This window comes from Polycladidibacter stylochi (assembly GCF_001562055.1).
Classification (GTDB): domain Bacteria; phylum Pseudomonadota; class Alphaproteobacteria; order Rhizobiales; family Stappiaceae; genus Pseudovibrio; species Pseudovibrio stylochi.
On the sequence record NZ_LLWE01000005.1, the window covers coordinates 209904 to 231121 of the forward strand.

Here is a 21218-nt window from a genome sequence, read left to right on the forward strand (position 1 = left end):
CGCAGTCAAAACCACCCAATCACTCACAACAACGAGAAACTCAACAAAATTTCATTATTTACCGTTATTTATATCTACTTATATTTTACTATATCTATACTTCAGGAAAAATCGAGGCGGTCGAATCATCCTTTCTACAATTCACGCCATCACCTCCATTCCTTAATAAAATATTTATAGTTGAATAACATAGGGTTAACGTCATTTTTAACGATACATACATTCCATTTGTCACTAGTAACTAGGTTTTTGCGAAATCGTTGCAGGAAAGAAACAGGTAGATATGCAAAAATTGTTTCCCTAGGGTTTTTAAAGCAAGCATGTTGCCAAACACAGTATTGAATGCAATCAATCGTGACAGGGAATTCATGTTTTAAATAAAACAAGAGCCTAATTCGAGTATTACTCGAAGGAACTGCGTATTTTTGACGATTAACCTTAAAGGAGTGGGTTCACACCCTGTACAGGAGTACTGACATGCGCCACTTAACGACAAGCGCCGCTGCGCTTATTATGAGTGCCACTCCGGTATTTGCAGCCGATCTTCCTGCACCGGAGCCAATTGAATACGTTCAGATCTGTGATGCCTATGGAAACGGCTATTACTTTATCCCTGGAACGGACACATGCTTACGCATTCGCGGACGGGTTCGTGCTGAATACCGCTGGAACAACTTTGGCGATGAGCCAAACAACTGGACTGACCGCCGTGATCGTTCCACACAAACACGTGCTCGTGGTTACTTGAGAATGGATGCCCGCACACAAACCGAATACGGTTTGCTGCGTGCTTATATCGATCTGTTTGCCACAGTTGATAGTGGTCGGCTTTCACAAACACGTGAAACGACCGAGTTTGACGGTGCTGACCGTGAAATTGTGACAGAAACAAGCGACCCAACAACTGATATGACGCTTGATTATGCGTTTATCCAGTTTGGTGGCATGACAATTGGTAAGACACATAGTTTCTATGACTTCTGGACAGGTTATGCATATGGTGCCATCAACACCGTCGCTTACTCAGATGTTACTCTATGGCTTGCCGGTTACACTTTTGATCTTGGTAATGGCCTATCGTTCTCCATCGCGGCAGAAGATCAGACTTTCCGCCGTGAATCAGTCATAGCCAGAGATGATGAGAATAACATCACTATTGGTTATGGTGGTAACCGTACACCTGATTTGGTTGCAAACTTACGCCTTGACCAAGGTTGGGGTAGTGCCCAGTTGATGGCTGCTGTCCACGAAGTTCGCTACGCCGTTTCATATCCTGATAGTGATGTGGGCTGGGCCGTTGGTGGCGGTGTGGAAGTGTACCTGCCGATCTTTACAGACTTTATGCAAAACACCCAGTTTGCCTTGATGTCCAGCTATGCTCAAGGTGCTATGGGGTACGTGCATAGTGACTGGGGTGTTCGGGTGTTTGACTCCGTCTCTACCGAGAATGCGGATCTTACCACGGATGACGATCTAACAACTGGTTGGTCTGTGGCCGGTGGTTTGTATACCGAGTTTTCGGATGAATGGAACTTTGCCATTCAGGCATCGTATGCAACCGTTAACCCAACACGCATTCAAGACTTTAACCAAACGGATGCTGTAGCAAAAATCGGCTGGACACCAGTACACGGCTTTGAGATCGGTACTGAAATTGCCTACCGGAACCTTGATTTCGATCTACAGGACGGTGATGATGATGACCGGTTTGGTCATGATCTTGATGGCCGCGACATCGTATCCGTACTGGTTCGTGTTCAAAGGGACTTCTGAGGCCACTTAAATCAGAACCCTCCGGTCGCTATTCATTGTAGCGGCCGGGAACTTGGGAGGTGGAGCATGGCTTCCACCTTTTTGTTTGTTACGATCTATTCCACGCATTTAATGATTATGGCACAGGCTGTTACAGCGTTTTATTTGCTGCTCCGCTTCCCTTTTCATAGGTAAATGACTGCCCGGTTCATAATGAATGACGCTGGTGCATTTCTCATTGCAATTTGATCCGTATTGCTGATTGCAGACTTTACGTACGGGTTGTTGTTATTGAAGGGTGTCGATAATTCCCCTTCAATATGTAAACTCGCCTAATCCCGCCCGAACAAACGCTCAATATCGGTCAGCTTTAGCTGCACCCAGGTTGGCCGCCCATGATTACATTGGCCCGACAATGGGGTTTTTTCCATTTCACGCAATAACGCATCCATCTCTTCTGGGCGCATACGGCGGCCCGCCCTTATGGAGCCATGACAGGCCATGGTTGCCGCGACTAGGTCCAGTTTTTCACGCAGGCGGGTAGAGGCTTCCAATTCGGCAAAGTCATCAATGAGATCGGCGATTAATGCCTTAATATTGAGCCTTTTTAATAGGGCTGGTGTTTCTCGCACGGCAATTGCCCCAGGGCCAAAGCGCTCAACGACCAGACCAAGCTCTTCCAACTCTTCTGCCCGCTCCAACAATAGCGAAACCTCATCTTCGGCCAGATCCACTACCTCAGGGATCAATAGCATTTGTCGCGCAATACCACTGGCAGCCAGTGCCGTTTTCAAGCGCTCATAAACCAGACGTTCATGGGCAGCGTGCTGATCGACAATAATCAAGCCATCCTCAGTTTGGGCAATAATATAAGTTTCATGTATTTGCGCCCGCGCTGCACCGAGCGGATTCGCCATAGCCTGTTGCTCATGCGCTGTCGCTTCAAAATCGCGCTCATATGCGCGGGCATCGGCTGAAGGCACTGCGAATTCCTGAGGGGCCGAGACATAGGCAGAAGGGTTTTCGGATTGCCCACCAAAAGATGAGTGGTGTATTTCGCTCGGCTCTTGCGCGGTGGCAATATCATTCGCCGACCAAAGGGGCGCGTTTTCTTCGGCAAAACCATCGGCAGCCTGAGAATGTTCCGGCCGATACTGTGATTGTTGCCAGTTGTAGTTTTGCGCTGTGCTGCGCTCGAAGTTCGGCCTCGCAACGCTATGCCCACTATGAATTTGCAAGGATGGTTGGTATTCGCGCTGCGCCGGTGCCCCGCCCATGGCCTGCATAGCTTTAATGGCAGTTTGCGTGTTGGCGGTTGAGGCTTTATGTCCCGCACTGACAAAGGCATGCCGCAATGAACCGACCAGTAGGCCACGCACCAACTGTGCATCACGAAAACGCACGTCTGCTTTTGCTGGATGAACATTCACATCTACATGGTGGGGATCTAGGTCAATACATAACACAACAACCGGGTGACGATCACGGGCCAAAACATCCGCATACCCCGCTCTTAGAGCCCCGAGTAAGAGCTTATCGCGCACGGGACGACCATTAACGAAGAAAAACTGGTGTAGTGAATTCGCTCGGTGAAACGTGGGCAGCCCTGCAAAGCCGTAGAGCCTCACTCCTTCCCGTTCCGCCTCAATAGGCAAAGCGTTTTTTACAAAATCATCTCCCAGTATCTGCCCAATACGCGCCAAGTGGGCTTTCTCACCTGTACAGGCAGGCAGCTCCAGAGGGCGTCGATCCGCACCGGATAGGGAAAAACGCACCTGCGGATTGGCCAGTGCAATACGCTTTACAACATCGGTAATTGCGGTGGTTTCAGCACGGTCCGATTTTAAAAACTTCAAACGCGCAGGGACTGCGAAGAATAAATCTCGCACCTCAACTTTGGTACCCCGATTAAAACTGGCAGGTTCGACTTCACTATTACGACCGCCCTCCACAGTAATTGACCAACCGCTTTCTTGGTCTTGCGTTCTGGTGGTCATACTGAGGCGAGAAATCGCGCCAATAGATGGTAGCGCTTCGCCACGAAACCCCATACTGCGGATATCCATCAGATCGTTTTCAGGTAACTTGGAGGTGCAATGGCGCCGTACCGCCAACGTCAAGTCCTGCTGTGTCATCCCCTTGCCGTTATCGGTGACACGCATCAAAGTTTTGCCACCAGCTGCGGTAACCACATCAATTCTGTCGGCACCAGCATCAATGGCGTTTTCAACCAGCTCCTTAATCACACTTGCAGGGCGCTCAATGACCTCACCTGCGGCAATGCGATTGATTACTGTATCACTTAGCTGGCGTACGCTCACGTGCTGCTCCCTAATGCTTGCCGTATATATGCTTTTCGATAGTTGTAGCCAGCACACCGTGGTTTTACCAGTATTCGCGCATGATCATGCACCTTTTTAAGCGCCCTGTAGCCCCAGTGCCGCATTAGGTGCGACATAAGCAATAAGTATAGGCGTGCACTCCGGTTTTCATTGCGACTAGGCGCATAAACTGTTATGTGGCTGGCAAGCTATATCTCACCCCGGTTATCCCTGTCATTTTTGACTTAGCAATTATGGATTTTACAGTTCATGATACCAACTGCCTTTTCTCGTAGTCTGTCAGAAGTGGCAGCCCCCTACAGCGCATTGCTGTGTGATGTTTGGGGCGTGCTTCATAATGGTTTGACAGCATACCCGCAAGCTTCCCAAGCACTCGTCAAGTTTCGAGAGGAAACGGGCTCTCCTGTCGTGCTTATCACCAATGCACCTAGAGTAAATACAAAGATAATCGAGCACATTACATCCATGGGGATTCCGCAGGAGGCTTACGACGGTGTTGTTACATCTGGCGATGTGGTTCGATTAGATCTGATTACCAGCGGCTTTACGCGCATCTATCATATTGGACTCGAAAAAAACCACAGTCTTTTTTCCGGTTTGGAGCACCAATTTACTCATTATGATGATGCGGAGATAGTGGTTTGTACCGGTCTAAATGAGCGCGATACTGAAACTCCAGAAAATTACCGTGGCCTATTTGAAAAGTTGATTGCACGCGGTTTAGCGTTTGTTTGCGCCAACCCCGATATTGTGGCCGAACACGGTGACCGCTTGGTTTACTGCGCCGGTGCGCTTGCCCAGCTCTATGCACAAATGGGTGGACGTGTGGTTATTTCAGGGAAACCACATGCGCCAATTTATGACGCGTGCCTCCTAAAACTCAAAGAAATAACAGGTAAAACCTTTAGTAAAAAAGAAGTCTTGACCATTGGTGATGGTCTACCAACGGATATTACCGGCGCCCAAGCCTATGGTCTTGATGCATTATTTGTCTGCAATGGCATTCATGCTGAAGATTTTGGTAGTAACGAAGGATCGGGAGAGGAATTCACGCCCGAATTACACTTGGTACAAGATAAATTACGCCAAGAAGGGTTAAAAGCACGCGCACTTATCCCCCGCCTAATCTAGGCACTATTTCACAGCTTCTCCTAATGGCATTACGTAGGCAGGATTAGCGCTCATATCCTGCCTAGATACACCTTTGGGTTTATTGAGATTCACTTTTCCTATTCGTATGCACCGACTGCAGAAACTGTTCCACTTCGGCAGTGATAACACCTGCCAATTGCTTTTGTACATTCACCGCTTGCTCGACGTGATCACCTTGCTGGCGCGTTTTTGCACTGGTTGATGCTAGAATCTCAACAGAACCGCTCAGCTCCTCTGTAATCTTTGAGGTCTGGGCAATATTTGCTGCGATTTCTTGCGAGGCGACTTGTTGTTGCTCGACTACACTGGCAATATGAGTAGATGTCTCAGAAAGCTCCGTAATACTTTCGGAAATCTGTACAATCGCTGTTGCTGAGCTTTCCGTTTCCCGTTGTATATCGCCAATCTTCTTTTCAATTTCAGCGGTTGCGTTCGAAGTTTGATGGGCTAGCTCTTTCACCTCAGAGGCAACAACAGCAAAGCCCTTCCCCGCCTCTCCTGCACGCGCTGCTTCAATAGTTGCATTTAACGCCAGTAGGTTTGTTTGTTCTGCAATATCTTGAATAAGTGTTACAACCTGAGAGATTTCATTGGCTGATTGGGTAAGCTTAGCGACACGTTCATTCGTTGTTTTGGTTTGTGTGTTCGCCTTGGCTGACATCTCGCTAGCTATTTGCACCTGATTTGCAACCTCACTCACAGAAGCTGCCAGTTCTTCTGCTGCGGAGGCAACAGTATCAACATTTGAAGAAGCTTCACTGGCAGCACTGGCCGCTTGCTGGCTTTGTGCCATGCTATCGACTGCTGTTGCTTGTAGTGTTGTTGCTGCAGATGCCAAGCTTATTGTCGCGCTATCTAATGTTTGTATCTGCTCTGAGATAACAGCATCAAAACCAGCGCATACTTTCTCGATGAATAAACCGCGCTTTACTGTTTTCTCGCGCTCTCCCTCTTGCACTTCAAGTAGCTGGCGTCGGTTACGCTCGTTTTCTACAAATACCTTCATGGCATTTGTCATTGCGCCTATCTCATCCCTGCGCTCAGTGTCATTAATTTCAATATCTCCCTTTCCATCAGCTAACGAATTCATTTGTTTAGAGATATTCAATATTGGTGTAGTCGTTGATCGAACCAAAATGAGACTTAGTAGAGAAATGCCAATTACACCAACACTGAACAACGCTGTAAATAACAATTTATTAATGGCTAGTTTATTCTCTAAATCTACAACATATGAGCCTGTGCCAATTACCCACTCCCAAGGCTCAAAGCCCTGAACCCATGTTATTTTTTCTAGTGGCTCATTCTCACCCGGGCGGTACCAATGGTACTCAACCCGCCCCCCACCGGCTCTTGCAACACTAATATGTTTTTTAATGAAGTAATTATCATAGGCATCTTTTAAGCTTAGCAGGTTCTTGCCTTCGTGCTCTTTATTCGCCGAGATAATAGAGGTCCCGTTGTAGTCAGTTGCAAACACATAGCCATTACCATTATCATAGTTTAAGTTGCGTATCGCTTCTTTTGCACTTTGCTTAGCTTCTGCCGCAGTCAGCAAACCGCTTGCATGTTGCTCATGGTATTTTATTAATATAGAATTCGCTGTCTCTGTTATATGCTGTAAGCCAACAAGCCGTTCGGCCCATAATGTATCTTTCAAGAGATGAAAATAGTAGAAAGATAGACCAAGCATAAAAGTAACACCAAAGACTATTGGAATCATAATCTTTTGTATGAGTTTTAGATTATTGTAAAACATTGTTTTTCCATTACTCTGTTTAGTCAATATCTATTAGCGAATAATGAAATGTGCAATCCAATTGAAAGTAATTAGCATTATCACTTGACCTTAAGTATTTATGAGCAAACTCAAAAAAATAAAGTATATTTTACAGAAGTAGGAAAATACGAATAAATGGGAAAATAAAATTATATACAATAAGGGTTCTCTACCAATATCAATTGGTAAAACAAGCACCGTTATTTTCAAATAAACAACTCATCTACAAGTAGTAATTAAATGTTTTATCTATATAAAAAATATTCTTGCAATAGAAATTAAATATTAAAAATTATTAATTAATTGAAAATCTTTTCCTAAGTAAAGTATTTTCATTAATAATAATAATTAACAGGTTTCAACTGAATAATGGCAAAATACATGATTTCACCTAGTGCATTATGAGAGAAATTTCTCTTAATCAAACGAGCATTACACATGCAAAGTACTTAATATAAAAGCGCATCGTCTGATGCGCCTTCTATAACACTCCATTTTAATCAAGCAAAAAGTTTATCGATTTCTTCTTGCGCAGCCTCTTTCAGCATGGCATCGATTTCGTCTTGCGTCACACCTTCGCCGGCATGTTGTGGGCCATGCAAGATAAGCTCTCGCTTACGGCGCTCTTCTTCGGTTTCATTGAGCGGAGCATCTTCTGTCTCCTGATGATTTAAGCGTAACTGTGATATGAAATTGGTTACACGTTCATCAATAAAGTTAAGCGTACTCACTACCTTAGAAATGCGCTGCCCCGTAATGTCCTGAAAGGCGCAGGACTGGAATATTTCCATTATCTTGTCATTTACCGTTGCCACATAGGCATCATGATCATCGGGGTCAGCGGCCATAATTGCCTCTGCCGCCTCCATAATCGAGTGAGTTGCTTCTTCTGTTGAAGACACAATTGCATCAAGCTCTCGGCCCGCTTCGGGAATCCTGTCATGCTTCATATCTGCCGCTCGCAACTGGCCAATTTCAGCCTTCATGCGCGCAATTTCAGATTCAATTGTAGCAAGTTCCTCAGTCACAGCAGGCTGCACCTGCTCCAGAATTCTGGAAACAGTTGTAGCCATGATCTCTGTCAAGCGCATGACATCGGTGAGCGAGACAGCCGTTGTGCGGGCTCTATTTTCCTCAAGAAACTCGATAACCTTTTGGATTTCAAATTTTTGTCCGTTTGGCATGTCTTGTCTCTTAAATATTATCCAGCTTTACTTAACCTTTAATAGCCATTTTGTTTTGGTGTTTTACAAAACACATAACATAAGGCTTTGTAATGCTGGGCTTTATTGTTATGCGGTATCTTCTAGCTTCAATTGCACCAGAAGAGCCGGTTTTCTTGGTAAGTTTATATTGTTGGCCATAGCTCAAGCATTGGCCAGTCAAGTGCGTGCAAACACTTTTTAGTCGTTGCAGGACACCATCATAAATTCACATAGTATCAAGCTTCGTCAGGCAAACGCACAAGCGTGCGCTGCCTTTCCAAGCATTTATAAATACGGTACTTATTCAGAGAAAACGGCTTCGATTTTGCCTTTAAGTGTCTGGGCATTAAACGGCTTCACAATATAATTGTTTACGCCTGCCTTTTTCGCGGCAATTACGTTTTCAGTTTTGGACTCAGCCGTGACCATGATAAACGGCGTTTTGTTCAAATCAGCGTCTTGGCGAACTTGCTTAAGAAGCTCGTAGCCCGTAACCGGTTCCATGTTCCAGTCAGAGATCACAAGCCCATAGCGACGCTGCTTCATTTTTTCATATGCTTCGGCGCCATCTGCAGCATCGTCGACATCGGTAAAGCCAAGCTGCTTGAGTAGATTGCGAATGATCCGAATCATGGTCTTATAATCATCGACAACCAGGATAGGCATCTGAAGATCAAGGGCCATGTACAACTCCATATTGTTGCCCGGGTAGATACACCACCCAATTGCATTTCCTTGGCCAAGCTCTGCATCGCTGGCAGCAACACAAAGTTCAACCGTTAACCCTGTCATAATTAACTCGTAAACAAAGTACCAGCTAATTTAACCATAATTATTTTTCAGCTTCAAAGAACATTAGGTAGTCCAGAATTACCAGCATAAAGATGACAAAAAATAACTTTTGCTTGGTTTTTCACCAGCATTATTTGCTAGGCTTTAATTGTGTATTTAACACATAAAACAGCTTTCGCTTTTTGCGTATCAATTTGCAGAGTATATTCTTTTCGTTTTTATCCCTCTTAGAAGCTTCATGCGCAGTACTTGCACAATCTCGTTGCAACACCTTTAGTAGTAGAATCGCGTCAGGTCTATACACCCCAAGACTTATCGAGACACTACAGCTAAAAGTTTCGCTGCCGTCTTTTACGATTGATCCCATAGCCGTACTTGGTAAAGCGCGCTGTGACATTCTAATTCGTAGGGGGGAAGATAGGCAGGGCTCCTTGTGTGAAACTTGTGTTTATCACAAATTTTCTTAAGCTTTTAACTCTTCCTAAATAGAATTTCATAATGTTATAAGCATGTTATTAATTTTAATCTAATTTTTCATAACCCTTTTAATAAACGAAAATAAATCGGCTTTATTACCTGTTTGAAGGTATATTTATTATAATGGTCTTTGCACTCGCAGTTCCACAATCAAACAAATAATTGACATCAATAAAAAAAAAATCGCACTAATATTTATCGGTTTTTCGGTGTGCAAAGCTGTTAACAATTCTGGTTCTGCCGGCTAGCTTACAAACTACCCCTAGGTGAGGCAAACACTTACAGCCAAGCAACGCAAATTATGGACGAATAGGTTTTGTGTGCGTTTTATCAGTGCAAAAAATCGGCCTTAGAGTAATATTTGCTGCATTGCCTGCTGTCGACATTTCATTTGTTGTGGGTGCCTTGCGCTTTGCTGCCCATATGCACATGGCTGTGATGTTTGGCTCTTGACGTGAGTTGCGTAAGGCTGCAATTTCTGCCTCGCATAAAGAAGGCGTAGAAGGCATTATCCATGACACAGTGGCACCCCGTATCCCAGAGGTTTCACATAGTTGAAGAACTAGCGCAGTTTCCAGCGCAATTGCGCGGCGGTGTTGTGGCTATTGGAAATTTTGATGGTGTGCATCGTGCCCATCAGGCTATTTTGCAACAAACGCTTCAGCTTGCCCGCACATATAAGGTGCCTGCCCTTGCGCTAAGTTTCGAGCCGCATCCACGCAGCTTCTTTCAGCCCGACAAACCGGTAAGCCGGTTAAGCCCGGCAGCACAAAAGGGCGAGATTATGAAAGCGCTCGGGTTGGATGCTTTAATACAGCTCCCATTTAATGCGCAGCTTGCCAGTTTAAGTGCCGAGGATTTTGTTCGTCAAATACTGGTGGATGCACTGGGCATTACCCATAGTGTTACGGGTTACGACTTTCACTTTGGCAAAGCGCGGCGCGGTACGCCAGAGTTTTTGCGCGGCGCAGGCGCGGCGCAGGGATTTAGCGTTGTCATTGCGCCAGCGGAGCGCGACGAAGGCGGGGCGGTGATTTCGTCCAGCCGCATTCGCGAGGCTTTACGTTGTGGCAATGTTATCGAGGCCAATGCCCTGCTTGGCTATCGTTACTATGTCGACGCTTGCGTACAACATGGCGACAAGCGCGGCCGCCTATTGGGGTATCCTACAGCCAATTTACAAATCGACCCCCACTCAGTCCTTAAAGAAGGTATCTATGCTGTCCGGGTGGCGGTTGATGGGTTGATACACGACGGTGTTGCCAGCTATGGCCGACGGCCGACATTTGTAGATGGCCAGCCACTTTTGGAAGTCCATTTATTCGACTTTGACGGCGACCTTTACGACAAAAACTTGCGCGTTAGTTTTGCCGGTTACTTACGCGGTGAAATGAAGTTTGATGGCCCGGAAGCCTTGATCCAGCAAATGGATTTAGACAGTGCACAAGCGCGGGCGATTTTAGATTCTTTACGCCCCTTAAGCCCATTGGATAACAGCCTGGCCACCCAGTTGCATTTTGAGTAATCTTTGCCCAAAGCTGGCAATTCGGGGCCCTTTCCCGTTAAGTCACAGGTTTTTACATTAGCTTTTGCGCCGATTGCGCGTCTATGCATTTGTTCTGGCATGACAAAGGCTCCAAACTGCTGTAATGGCGAATTTGAACAAAAACCCATTTCCAATAAACAATCGCACGCATTTCATGTGATGCACCAATAAACTGTTACAGCCCATGACCCAGAATATTACCAGGGCGGCGCAAGCCCAAAACACCGCCGTGAAAGGCATGCTCCTCATGCTGCTTGCCATGATGCTGCTGCCGGTTATGGATGGTACGGCCAAGTTTTTGTCTGCCGCTTTGCCTGTGGTGCAAATCTCGTTCGGCCGGTTTTTCTTCCAGTCGCTGATTGCGCTGTTTCTCGGGCTGTTTACCGGGCCGGGCCTGACACAAATATTTCGCGAAGTCACCAGATCGCAATTGCTGCGCGGCGTGTTTTTAGCCGTTTCATCACTATTGTTTTTTACGGCGGTTAAGTACTTACCACTGGCCGATGCCATTGCGACGTTTTTTGTGCAGCCGATGATTTTAACCGTGCTTTCGGCTATTGTGTTGAAAGAGGTGGTGGGCATTCGCCGCTGGTTGGCGGTGTCATTGGGATTGCTCGGGGTGTTGATTGTTATCCAACCGGGCACCAGTGTGTTTAGCCCCTATTCATTATTGCCTTTGGCAGCGGCGACTAGTTTTGCCTGTTATCTTTTGGTCACACGGCGGCTTGCAGGCAGCGCCTCTTTGCTGGGCATACAATTTTCAACCGGCCTTGCAGGCACTTTGATATTGGGTAGCCTGTTGCAGGTCTCTTGCTTTCAAGATATTGGCTTGGGGCAACCGGTGTGGCCCACAGCTTGGCAAACCCTGCTGCTTGTTGTCATGGGTGCGATTTCCGGTCTTGGTCACTTATTGGTGGTGCTGGCGTTTAACCGGGCCCCTGCTTCCCTGCTCGCCCCTATAAACTACATCGAAATCATCAGCGCGACATTATTTGGCTATTTCGTGTTTGGCGAGGTGCCTGCGGCCAGTGTTTGGGTTGGCATGGCCTTTTTGGCAGCAGGGGGCATTTATATTACCCACCGCGAGCATAAGCATGCCAAGCAGCTGGAAAAGCAAGCAGCTGCTGCCGAGGGCTCGCAGGGCATTGCATAGAATTGTTCTATTTCTTAATACGAAATAGAATGTATATTTTGAAAAAATCAGCTCAGGGCACCTTAACTAATAGGTGCCCTAGTTTTTGCGGCCTTAAATACACCGGCTTTTAAAAGTGCTTAATATGTGCTTTGCGCCCTACCGCAAATCATTATCCAGCCTGTACCAACATCATGTTGAATCCCCTCATTTACATAGATTCACATTTTTAAAGCGCTTGTACACCCGCTAATCTATCCACATTGTTGGTGCTTGGAGAAACTCCAATTTGCACGTTACAGGTGTATTGCCTATTTACTCTATGTAAAAAATATCCATTAATTTTAATAGATATAGTTTTTATGTATTCCGCAAACTAAACACTATGTAAAACGTTGATTGATAAATCAGTATGTTGCCGTAAAATCACACGAATATATATGACTATTTCATATTAGATAGTATTTCCCATGTTAAATTGCCAATAGCGCGAACTCTGCTAGTTTCAGCTCTCGAAAGACGGCGGAACTATTTGTTTTCGTATTTGTCTTTTTAAAAGATTTCTTCAAGGCCGCCTCACCTCCAACCTGGGGCAAGCGCCAATTTAGAGACTGAATAAAGGTCAGGATTTATGAACGCTAAACTTATTGCTATGGCCGCTGCTGCTGCAGCCGCTGCTACATCTGCACAAGCTGCAGACCTTCCAACTGCTGCTGAGCCAATTGATTACGTACAAGCATGTGATGCTTTCGGCGCTGGTTTCTTCAAATTGCCAGGTAAAGACACCTGCATTAAGCTTGGTGGTCGTATTCGCGTTAATGTAGAGTCCGAAGACCTTCAGGACAGCAGTGATGACGTTTCCGATTACGAATACTACACAAAAGGGTATTTGTATTTCACCAGCATGACCGACACCGAAATCGGCCTTATCAAAACCTACACTGAATTCACTGCAAAGTTTGACAGTGAAGGCGGCGAAAAAGTTGAAGCTGGTGATACCTACATCCAGTTCAGTCTTGGTTCTGCCGACCTTTCCTTCGGTAAAATGGGCGATGTTTTTGCTGGTTTCACCGGTTATGCCGAAATGGGCGTTGCCAAGCGTCACTGGGCTGACGATGGCTCCTTGCAAGTTCGTTTGGCAGCTCCTTTGGGTAACGGCCTGACAGCAACTGCTGCCTTGATCGATTCCAACAGCCACGATGGTGCTGATGGCAAAGTCGATTTCAACGGTGCGTTGGAGTTGAAGCAAGGCTGGGGTAAAGTTAAAGTTTCTGGTGCTGCGCATCAGAATGCTTACGACGAAACTGGTTACGCTGTTAACGGTAATGCCGAATTCAAGCTGGACCCAATCACCATTGGCTTTGGTGGTCAATATGCCAAAGATGCGCATAAATATGCAGGCGTTGGCTTCAAGAATGATTACGTTCTAGGCGTCATTGAGGGTGAAGACATCACTGTTGACTTCAATAATATTGAATCTACTGTTTACTCTGTAGGTGGTGGTATTAAATTTGCTGCGACTGACGAAATTACCCTAGCCGTTGACGGTTCTTACATGAGCTTTGAAGGCACTGCTGACTTTGATTACAAAGTTGGCGAAAATGATGCATTATCCATTAAAGATGTAGATGTAGATGTAGATGCATTTGGTCTTGACGGTTCTATTGCATATGCACCAGTTGATGGCCTCGTATTGGCTGTTGATGCAGGTTGGGATCGCACTGAAATGACGGCCACTAAGACTGTCGAGGATGAAGGCGGTAATAAGAAAGTGAAAGTTTCCAGCGATGACGACAACTTTAAAGTTGGTGCCCGTGTTCAATACACATTCTAAGTTCGCTTAGAAACGGCATTTACCACAGCTTAACGGCCCGCACTGCGGGCCGTTTTGTTTGCTACTTGCACTTGCGCCAACATCGGGTTAAGCACAGGCAACCTGATGGAAGTTAATTACACATGCGCATTGCAATTACCGGAGCGTTTGGCGCAAGAGGACGAACGCTATTTGATCGAGCAGTGCATTATTCTCGATATCAAGATTTTTCTGGCAACGCTGCTTGGTCGTGGCGTGGGCGACCGGATACGCCGTTAATTATGTGCCATTTGCATGTAAATAGTGTTTTGTCCCAGCGGCTTCAGCCCCTGCATTTTTTTCGCAGATATTCGCGCATAAAGCTTGTTGGCCAACGCCGCTTCACAACCTTATATTTAGGTGATCACCAATTGCAGTATAACTGATAGGCTTTGCACCCTATTTGAGTGCTTTTTGAGCACTTCCTCGTATGTTTTGCGTCTTTTTTCGCATGGGGGTGTTATGGCAGCTTTCTGGGTGAAACCCTTTAACAGTATTTTCAAGAAAACCAAATCTTATCAAGAGCTTAATCAGGAGTGCAATCGTCTTCGTGCGGCCATTTTCACGCTTCAGGGCAAGCCGCTGGTTTTGGATGATGGCAGCCGGTTTTACCTTGAAAACCCGTTGGAAGATTGTATCGAACGCCATATTGCCAGTAAGCACCGCTACTATGAAATCGGCATACTTGAGGATTTAAAAGGTTTCATACCGGAGGGTGCCGTTGTTGTTGATGGCGGTGCCAATATTGGTAACCACAGCATATTCTTTGCTAAGTATATGGATGTAAAGCATATTTATGCCTTTGAGCCCTTGCCGCAAACCTTTAAAAAGCTCCTGCGCAATATTAAGGCCAATGAATTGGATGCGCTGGTTTCTTGCCAGCAAAAGGCGCTTGCAGCCAGTGCCAGTAAACTGGATATCCTACGCTATAGCGCTGAAAACACAGGAGGAACGGCGTTTATAGAAAGTTCGAGCGGAGCTTTTAATGCCGTTGCCCTGGATGCTTATTTTCCTGAGTCGCGGCTGGATTTTCTCAAGATAGATGTTGAAGGCTTTGAAATTGAGGTTTTAAAGGGCGCGCAAGCGGTGATATCGCGGTTTCGCCCTTTGATACTCGTGGAATCGTTTGCCGGGCACAAAGCACAGGTTCACGCGCTTTTACAAGAACTTGGCTATGAAAAACTCAAAGAGTATGACGGCGAGAATCATTTATACAGGGCACTTAGGACGTGAATTGTTTATGGTGATCCTTTTTGTGTCTGGCTTAGCTGGCGAATTTCTTCATTCATGTACAACCTATTGCCTTTTCTATGCTTTTTCGCACTTTGCAACATTGCAGTGGCCACTTGTTGCGCTTTAATGGGGCGGTAGGGTTTTAGCGGCCCGACGAGCAAGGGGCTAACAATATATCCTATTGTTTTTGCTAGGCTTTCTACGCTTCTGAATTCTTTACGCGGCCCTAAAAGTAGTGATGGACGGAAAATGCTGAGAGCCGGAAAGCCGAGCTTTAGTATTTCCTGCTCCAATTCACCCTTTGTTTTCAGATAGATATTTTTTGAATCAGGGTTGGCCCCGATGGATGATACAAGCAGAAAATGCTGTACCCCTTGCTTTCGGGCCAGCTGTGCCAATTCAAAAATTAATGTAAAATCAATAGTATAGAAGTTTTCGTTCGAACCGGCGGTTTTGCGGGTTGTCCCCAATGCGCAGTACACATGCTCGGCGCGCATGAGCGGTTCTAGTGCGGGGATATGGTTGAAATCCACCTGAAATTGCAACAGCCTATCGTTTATTAGCGGTAGTTTTTGCCTTACCAAAGCAATTACCGTTTCATAGCGATTACAGACTAATAGCTCTTGTAGTAGCGCCGTGCCAATAAGCCCGCTTGCCCCCAAAACCAAAGCTGTTTTAACAGTCATTGCACCCCCGCAACTGCCTTATCCCTCATTCAACCCAAAGGTTCACATAGGTTTGCGGCTGCTATCTAGCGTATAAAGGGGGCAAGTCCGTGGCATCCGCTGGTTTTATACGGATAAAATGTGGGTTAGCGCTTTTCCTGTTAATCATAGATAGTTAAACGTCAGGCACATAAAAAAGGGCACCTGCAAGAGGCGCCCTTTTGTTTTAAAGCTTTTGAGAGGCGTGGCTTAGAAGCCCATGCCACCCATGCCGCCCATGCCGCCGTCCATTGGAGGCATTGCTGGGCCTGCGTCTTTCTTCGGCAATTCAGCAACCATTGCTTCGGTTGTGATCAACAGGCCGGAAACGGATGCAGCATCTTGCAGCGCAGTACGAACAACTTTGGTTGGGTCGATGATACCGGCTTCAACCATGTTGACGTATTCTTCGCGCTGAGCGTTAAAGCCGAAGTTGCCGTCGTTGTTTTCCAGAACTTTAGAAACAACGATAGAACCTTCAACACCAGCGTTTTCAACGATCTGACGGATTGGAGCTTCCAGAGCGCGCAGAACGATTTTGATACCAGCTTCGATGTCAGCGTTGTCGGAAGACAGAGCAGCAACAGCAGCTTTGGCACGCAGCAGTGCAGTACCACCACCTGGTACGATACCTTCTTCAACTGCAGCGCGGGTTGCGTTCAGGGCATCGTCGATGCGGTCTTTACGCTCTTTCACTTCGATTTCGGTTGCACCACCAACGCGGATAACAGCAACACCGCCAGCCAGTTTAGCCAGACGCTCTTGAAGTTTTTCACGGTCGTAGTCAGAAGTGGTTTCTTCGATCTGGGCTTTGATCTGAGCAACACGTGCTTCGATGTCGGCTTTATCGCCAGCACCGTCAACAATGGTGGTGTTCTCTTTGGAAATGTTAACTTTTTCCGCAGTACCCAGCATGTCGATGGTGACGTTTTCCAGCTTGATGCCGAGGTCTTCAGAGATCACGGTACCACCTGTGAGGATCGCGATGTCTTCCAGCATTGCCTTACGACGGTCGCCGAAGCCAGGTGCTTTAACAGCAGCGATTTTCAGGCCACCACGCAGCTTGTTTACAACCAGAGTTGCCAGTGCTTCACCTTCAACGTCTTCTGCAATGATCAGCAGTGGACGGGAAGATTGAACAGCGCTTTCAAGGATAGGCAGCATTGGCTGCAGGTTGGAAAGCTTCTTCTCGTGCAGGAGAATGAGTGGCTTTTCAAGGTCAGCAACCATTTTTTCTGTGTTGGTGCAGAAGTATGGCGACAGGTAACCGCGGTCGAACTGCATACCTTCAACAACTTCCAGCTCTGTTTCCAAAGACTTAGCTTCTTCAACAGTGATAACGCCTTCGTTACCAACGCGCTGCATTGCTTCGGCAATGTCTTTACCAACCTGCTCGTCACCGTTTGCAGAGATTGTGCCAACCTGTGCAACTTCTTCAGAAGATGAAATGGACTTGGAACGTGCTGTCAGATCAGCGATAGCAGCAGCAGTTGCCATGTCAACGCCGCGCTTCAGGTCCATTGGGTTCATGCCGGCAGCAACGAACTTTGCGCCTTCTTTAACAATGGCTTGCGCCAAAACTGTTGCAGTGGTTGTACCGTCACCAGCGATGTCGTTGGTTTTAGACGCTACTTCACGCACCATCTGTGCGCCCATGTTTTCGAACTTGTCGTCCAGTTCGATTTCCTTGGCAACAGATACACCGTCTTTGGTGATGCGTGGTGCGCCGAAGGATTTGTCGAGCACAACGTTACGGCCTTTAGGGCCGAGTGTTACTTTTACAGCGTTTGCAAGAATATCAACGCCTTTAAGCATTTTTTCGCGGGCATCAGAGCCGAACTTGACTTCTTTAGCAGCCATGGGTTTGTCTCACTTATTTATTAGGATCAAAGAGTTAGGAAGGAGTTGGCGGGATTAACCCAGCACACCCATGATGTCGGATTCCTTCATGATCAGCAGCTCTTCGCCGTCGATCTTAACTTCGGTGCCAGACCATTTGCCGAACAGTACGCGATCACCAGCTTTAACGTCCAGTGCAATCAGCTCGCCACTGTCTTTGCGTGCACCGCCGCCTACTGCAACGATTTCGCCTTCCTGTGGTTTTTCTTTTGCTGTGTCTGGAATGATGATGCCACCGGCTGTTTTTTCTTCAGACTCGATGCGGCGTACGACAACGCGGTCGTGTAGCGGACGAAACTTCATAAGTTTGGCTCTTTCTCTCATGCGGCGGTGTCCCAACTTAGGCAACACCACAAACGCTCAAGGTTATAAACTATTGAGAGGCTGCACCCCTCAAGGCAATCTTGCCCGAAGGCGTACAGCTTTAGCACTCCCAAAGGCAGAGTGCTAACAACGCAAAAAGATGTAGTAAGGGGCACTGGAACTGTCAAGAAGGAGATTTCGAAAAAAATCCGTTTTTTACAATTTCACCTTGGTGCAATCCATTCGCCACTAAAAACCTCTTCTTTATTACATGGAGAAATAGTTTATCCGAGTTTTTCAACGCGCTAATAAAGTCGTCGATTTGAGCGTTTAGCTGTGTTTTTCAGTGGCCTACGAGAACGATTTAGCGATGACTACAGCTTTCAAAAAATCAGCTCAAAACTAATGGTATACTTTAGTACCAGTTTTACGAAGGGAATAGCTTGAGCACCTATGCTTTTCATAGGCGCTTTACAATAGTGATTTTGATAGATCAATAATTCGGAGCAGCGTGCTTTAGGGCAGCATTTCGAACGGCAAGTCAACAGTTGCGTTTTGGTCCGCATTATCGTCATGCACTGTAATCAGCAAATTGTATTTGCCTTCTGGCAAGCCTTGAAATGCAAAGGTCAAAGAACTTTGATATTCCTTGATTTTGTTTTTCGAGCGAGAGTTTAGATGTGCAAAGCCTTGTTTTTCTGCCAAAATTTGCCCCGATTGGTTGCGAATAGCAAAATCTACCGTCAAGTCAAAGCTGTACCAGTCCGCTTGTTTCTTAAATTTGTAAGCAACTGGCTCTAAATAAACATGAAGCGGCTGTCCTTGTGCAAATTTTGCCGTGTCTACAACTTCATAATTACCATAGGCGTTGGCAGGTCTCTTAACGAACAAGGCCTTCTCAAGTGAAATATTCGATGCAGCCCACGCTTGCTCATAGTTTGATAGAGCTTGCTCTACTGCTATTAATGATGATGCTTTATTATTTTCGACTGCATACGCTGCGGCATTACTAAATAATAACAGCATGGTTGCTGCAACTGCGCGACTATGCATTGGAACATTTGCCATTTACCTACAAACCCTCATAATTCCCGGGCTTCCTTTGGGCCCCCAAGAAATGTTGTCCCCACTCAATATTTCGGCCCTTAATTTTCCTAATATACTGCGTTCAAAACAATCAGCAACAGACAAACGCGCGGCACGGTAAAATCTATTTAAAAAAGTTCGATAGTTTAGATGCCCTTAGCTCAACATTTTTTCTGCCCAAGACTGCTTTTTTCGATAAATCGTAGACGGGCTGATTTCCAGAGCCGCTGCAGCCATGGCAATGTTGCCATCAAATGTTGCCAGTGTTTCTTCAATGATACGTTTTTCTTGAAACCATAAGGGCTCAATCGCTTGGCGCTTGCTGCCTGTAATAAAGATTGGATCTTTAAACTTGGTTCCATTAACAGCGATGGGAGAGATAGCCTGCGTCGTTTTAGTCGTGACGTCAGTAAGGTGATAGTTTACAGAGGTTGGATTTACCGGCGCCTCCAACATCTTAGAAGACTTTGACAACACACCGCTTAACGTTGCCTTTTCGACACGCTCACCATGATTTGTTGCCATTATATTATCAATAACCGTTTCTAACTCACCTAAATTGCCATGCCATGGATGGCTTTCCATCAAGCCTATAGCCTGTCGACTAAAATGCATCGGTCCTTTATTATGCGCAACAGCAGCAGAGTTCAACAGCGCTGTGGCGATTGCTTCAATATCCTCTTGGCGCTCTTTCAAAGCCGGTATTTGTAGCTTATGAGCGCTCAATAACGCATATAATTCGCGATTAAAGTCGCCGGCTTCCAATAGGTTGCGTATGTTTTTAGAAGTTGTGCTGATAATACGTGGTGCGGTTCTTTCATTGCGCATTCTCGGCGCTTGAAGACATTTTAAGAGAACGGATTGGAGATGCGAATCGAGGGTTGCAACCTCTAAGAGTAACAGCGTGCCTGTTGTAACATGGGGTTTTGTATTTGGCTCCTCAGCCACCAAATCGGGTCGCGGCACACTTAAGTGGTAGTTAAGCTCTTGCTCGATGCGCTCTTTTGCAAGTCCGGCACAGTCAATAACGATCAACGGTCGGTCCGATTCTCTAGACCTCTTGTGCAATGTTGTAGCGCATAGCTCTTTTCCCACTGCCTTTTCACCACTAAAAAATACAGTCTTTTTGGCAGTTGCATAGCTATAGAGCTGAGCATCAACAGTTTGCATAATCGTTGATTTACCTAGATAATTCTCATAGGTGACAGTGGTTTTCGTTTGTTCAGCAACTATAGATGCGCCCAGTCCTTTGCCTGAATAACCTGCAAGCTCTACGTTTTGCGGGAAATAGCGCTGCACTAATGGCAGCAGCTTTTTTTCCAAAACTTCAAGATTAAGTGGTTTTGAAAAAAACTCATGGGCTCCTGCCTGCATCGCCTCCATCATGCGCGACATTGAGCCTTGGCGGCTAACTGCAATAACTAATGATTTGGGACTAAGAGAAGCGAATGCAGACATCTGATCCAAGTTTTGCAAGCTGTCTAAATCAATAATCATTAGCTGTGCGTTTGAACAACGCAATTTATCCATAAGCACCGAGGCCTTCGCAAACACTTTAGCTGAAACAGCATAGTCGGGCAGAGTTTGCGCAACTAAATCCAGCATTTCTCGACTCGCTGTTACATCCTGCTCCAGAATATTAATTGTTATAGCGAGAGGGGCAGTGCGCTGTTTTCCCATAGTTCGGGGGCCTCTTTTTATTCGTTTCAAAGCAGCACAAGCTCTACACAGTTGAATCAGATGGGCTTGCGTTGGTACGAACATTTTGTTGCAAACAGGGTTAACAAGTTCTTATTAGAATGTGTTCACGACACCTCTCAGGAATTAATGTTGTTAATTACAGTGTAAATATTCTCGCAAACTGAGGGGCTTAGTGTCTGATGGTGGCCCTTTTATAAAAGTGCAATCTGCAATCGCGTAGGTGCGATTTATATAGATTATTAATTTTCACCTAGTCCTATTA

General features: G+C 46.0%; 16 protein-coding genes. 7 read left to right on the plus strand and 9 right to left on the minus strand.

All coding sequences use genetic code 11. From position 1 onward, the window contains the following. The first annotated feature begins 477 nt into the window (after window positions 1-477). Window positions 478-1773, plus strand: coding sequence for a porin (locus AYK67_RS00995; RefSeq protein ID WP_068080994.1), 1296 nt, complete (start codon window positions 478-480; stop codon window positions 1771-1773). Window positions 1774-2084: 311 nt separating this feature from the next. Here AYK67_RS00995 and mutL read toward each other — a convergent pair whose 3' ends face one another. Beyond that, window positions 2085-4073 carry a DNA mismatch repair endonuclease MutL gene (gene mutL, locus AYK67_RS01000; RefSeq protein ID WP_068080997.1) on the minus strand — a complete coding sequence of 663 codons (1989 nt, stop codon included), beginning with the start codon at window positions 4071-4073 and terminating at the stop codon, window positions 2085-2087. Between the two features lie 270 nt (window positions 4074-4343). On the opposite strand from mutL, the gene AYK67_RS01005 reads away from it, so the two are divergent. Beyond that, window positions 4344-5225 (plus strand): TIGR01459 family HAD-type hydrolase, encoded by an 882-nt coding sequence (locus tag AYK67_RS01005; RefSeq protein WP_068081000.1) that lies wholly within the window; start codon window positions 4344-4346, stop codon window positions 5223-5225. A 79-nt stretch (window positions 5226-5304) separates the two neighbouring features. On the opposite strand, the gene AYK67_RS01010 is transcribed toward AYK67_RS01005, so the two are convergent. From AYK67_RS01010 to AYK67_RS01020, 3 genes are all read right to left on the minus strand, one after another. After that, the gene (locus tag AYK67_RS01010; protein ID WP_068081003.1) at window positions 5305-7005 is read right to left on the minus strand and encodes a methyl-accepting chemotaxis protein; all 1701 of its coding nucleotides are present in this window, start codon (window positions 7003-7005) and stop codon (window positions 5305-5307) included. 521 nt (window positions 7006-7526) lie between these two features. Continuing rightward, window positions 7527-8210, minus strand: coding sequence for a protein phosphatase CheZ (locus tag AYK67_RS01015; protein ID WP_068081007.1), 684 nt, complete (start codon window positions 8208-8210; stop codon window positions 7527-7529). 321 nt (window positions 8211-8531) lie between these two features. Further along, the gene (locus AYK67_RS01020) at window positions 8532-8915 is read right to left on the minus strand and encodes a response regulator (protein ID WP_068081306.1); all 384 of its coding nucleotides are present in this window, start codon (window positions 8913-8915) and stop codon (window positions 8532-8534) included. 1099 nt (window positions 8916-10014) lie between these two features. Here AYK67_RS01020 and AYK67_RS01030 point away from each other — a divergent pair. The 5 genes from AYK67_RS01030 (at window position 10015) to AYK67_RS01045 (ending at window position 15263) form a co-directional block, all read left to right on the plus strand. Further along, a complete protein-coding gene (locus AYK67_RS01030) occupies window positions 10015-11025 on the plus strand; it encodes a bifunctional riboflavin kinase/FAD synthetase (RefSeq protein WP_068081012.1) in 1011 nt (336 codons plus the stop codon). Between the two features lie 205 nt (window positions 11026-11230). Beyond that, complete coding sequence (locus AYK67_RS01035; protein ID WP_068081015.1) at window positions 11231-12199, plus strand: DMT family transporter; 969 nt, start codon at window positions 11231-11233, stop codon at window positions 12197-12199. Window positions 12200-12809: 610 nt separating this feature from the next. After that, window positions 12810-14012 carry a porin gene (locus tag AYK67_RS01040; RefSeq protein WP_068081018.1) on the plus strand — a complete coding sequence of 401 codons (1203 nt, stop codon included), beginning with the start codon at window positions 12810-12812 and terminating at the stop codon, window positions 14010-14012. A gap of 105 nt (window positions 14013-14117) precedes the next feature. After that, window positions 14118-14270, plus strand: a complete 153-nt coding sequence (locus AYK67_RS17025; RefSeq protein WP_156453005.1) for a hypothetical protein — start codon at window positions 14118-14120, stop codon at window positions 14268-14270. A 222-nt stretch (window positions 14271-14492) separates the two neighbouring features. Then, the gene (locus tag AYK67_RS01045) at window positions 14493-15263 is read left to right on the plus strand and encodes an FkbM family methyltransferase (protein ID WP_068081021.1); all 771 of its coding nucleotides are present in this window, start codon (window positions 14493-14495) and stop codon (window positions 15261-15263) included. A gap of 5 nt (window positions 15264-15268) precedes the next feature. Here the strand turns inward: AYK67_RS01045 and AYK67_RS01050 are convergent, their stop codons facing one another. From AYK67_RS01050 to AYK67_RS01070, 5 genes are all read right to left on the minus strand, one after another. Next, on the minus strand, window positions 15269-15949 hold the full coding sequence (locus AYK67_RS01050) for an NAD-dependent epimerase/dehydratase family protein (RefSeq protein WP_068081022.1): 681 nt from the start codon (window positions 15947-15949) through the stop codon (window positions 15269-15271). Window positions 15950-16177: 228 nt separating this feature from the next. Then, window positions 16178-17827: a chaperonin GroEL gene (gene groL, locus AYK67_RS01055; protein ID WP_068081024.1), complete on the minus strand. Its 1650-nt coding sequence runs from the start codon at window positions 17825-17827 to the stop codon at window positions 16178-16180. 54 nt (window positions 17828-17881) lie between these two features. After that, complete coding sequence (gene groES, locus AYK67_RS01060) at window positions 17882-18169, minus strand: co-chaperone GroES (protein ID WP_068081026.1); 288 nt, start codon at window positions 18167-18169, stop codon at window positions 17882-17884. 516 nt (window positions 18170-18685) lie between these two features. Next, a complete protein-coding gene (locus AYK67_RS01065) occupies window positions 18686-19237 on the minus strand; it encodes a hypothetical protein (RefSeq protein ID WP_068081029.1) in 552 nt (183 codons plus the stop codon). A 174-nt stretch (window positions 19238-19411) separates the two neighbouring features. After that, entirely contained in the window at window positions 19412-20935 is a 1524-nt protein-coding gene (locus AYK67_RS01070; protein ID WP_068081031.1) for a sigma-54-dependent transcriptional regulator, read from the minus strand. Between the last annotated feature and the right edge of the window lie 283 nt (window positions 20936-21218).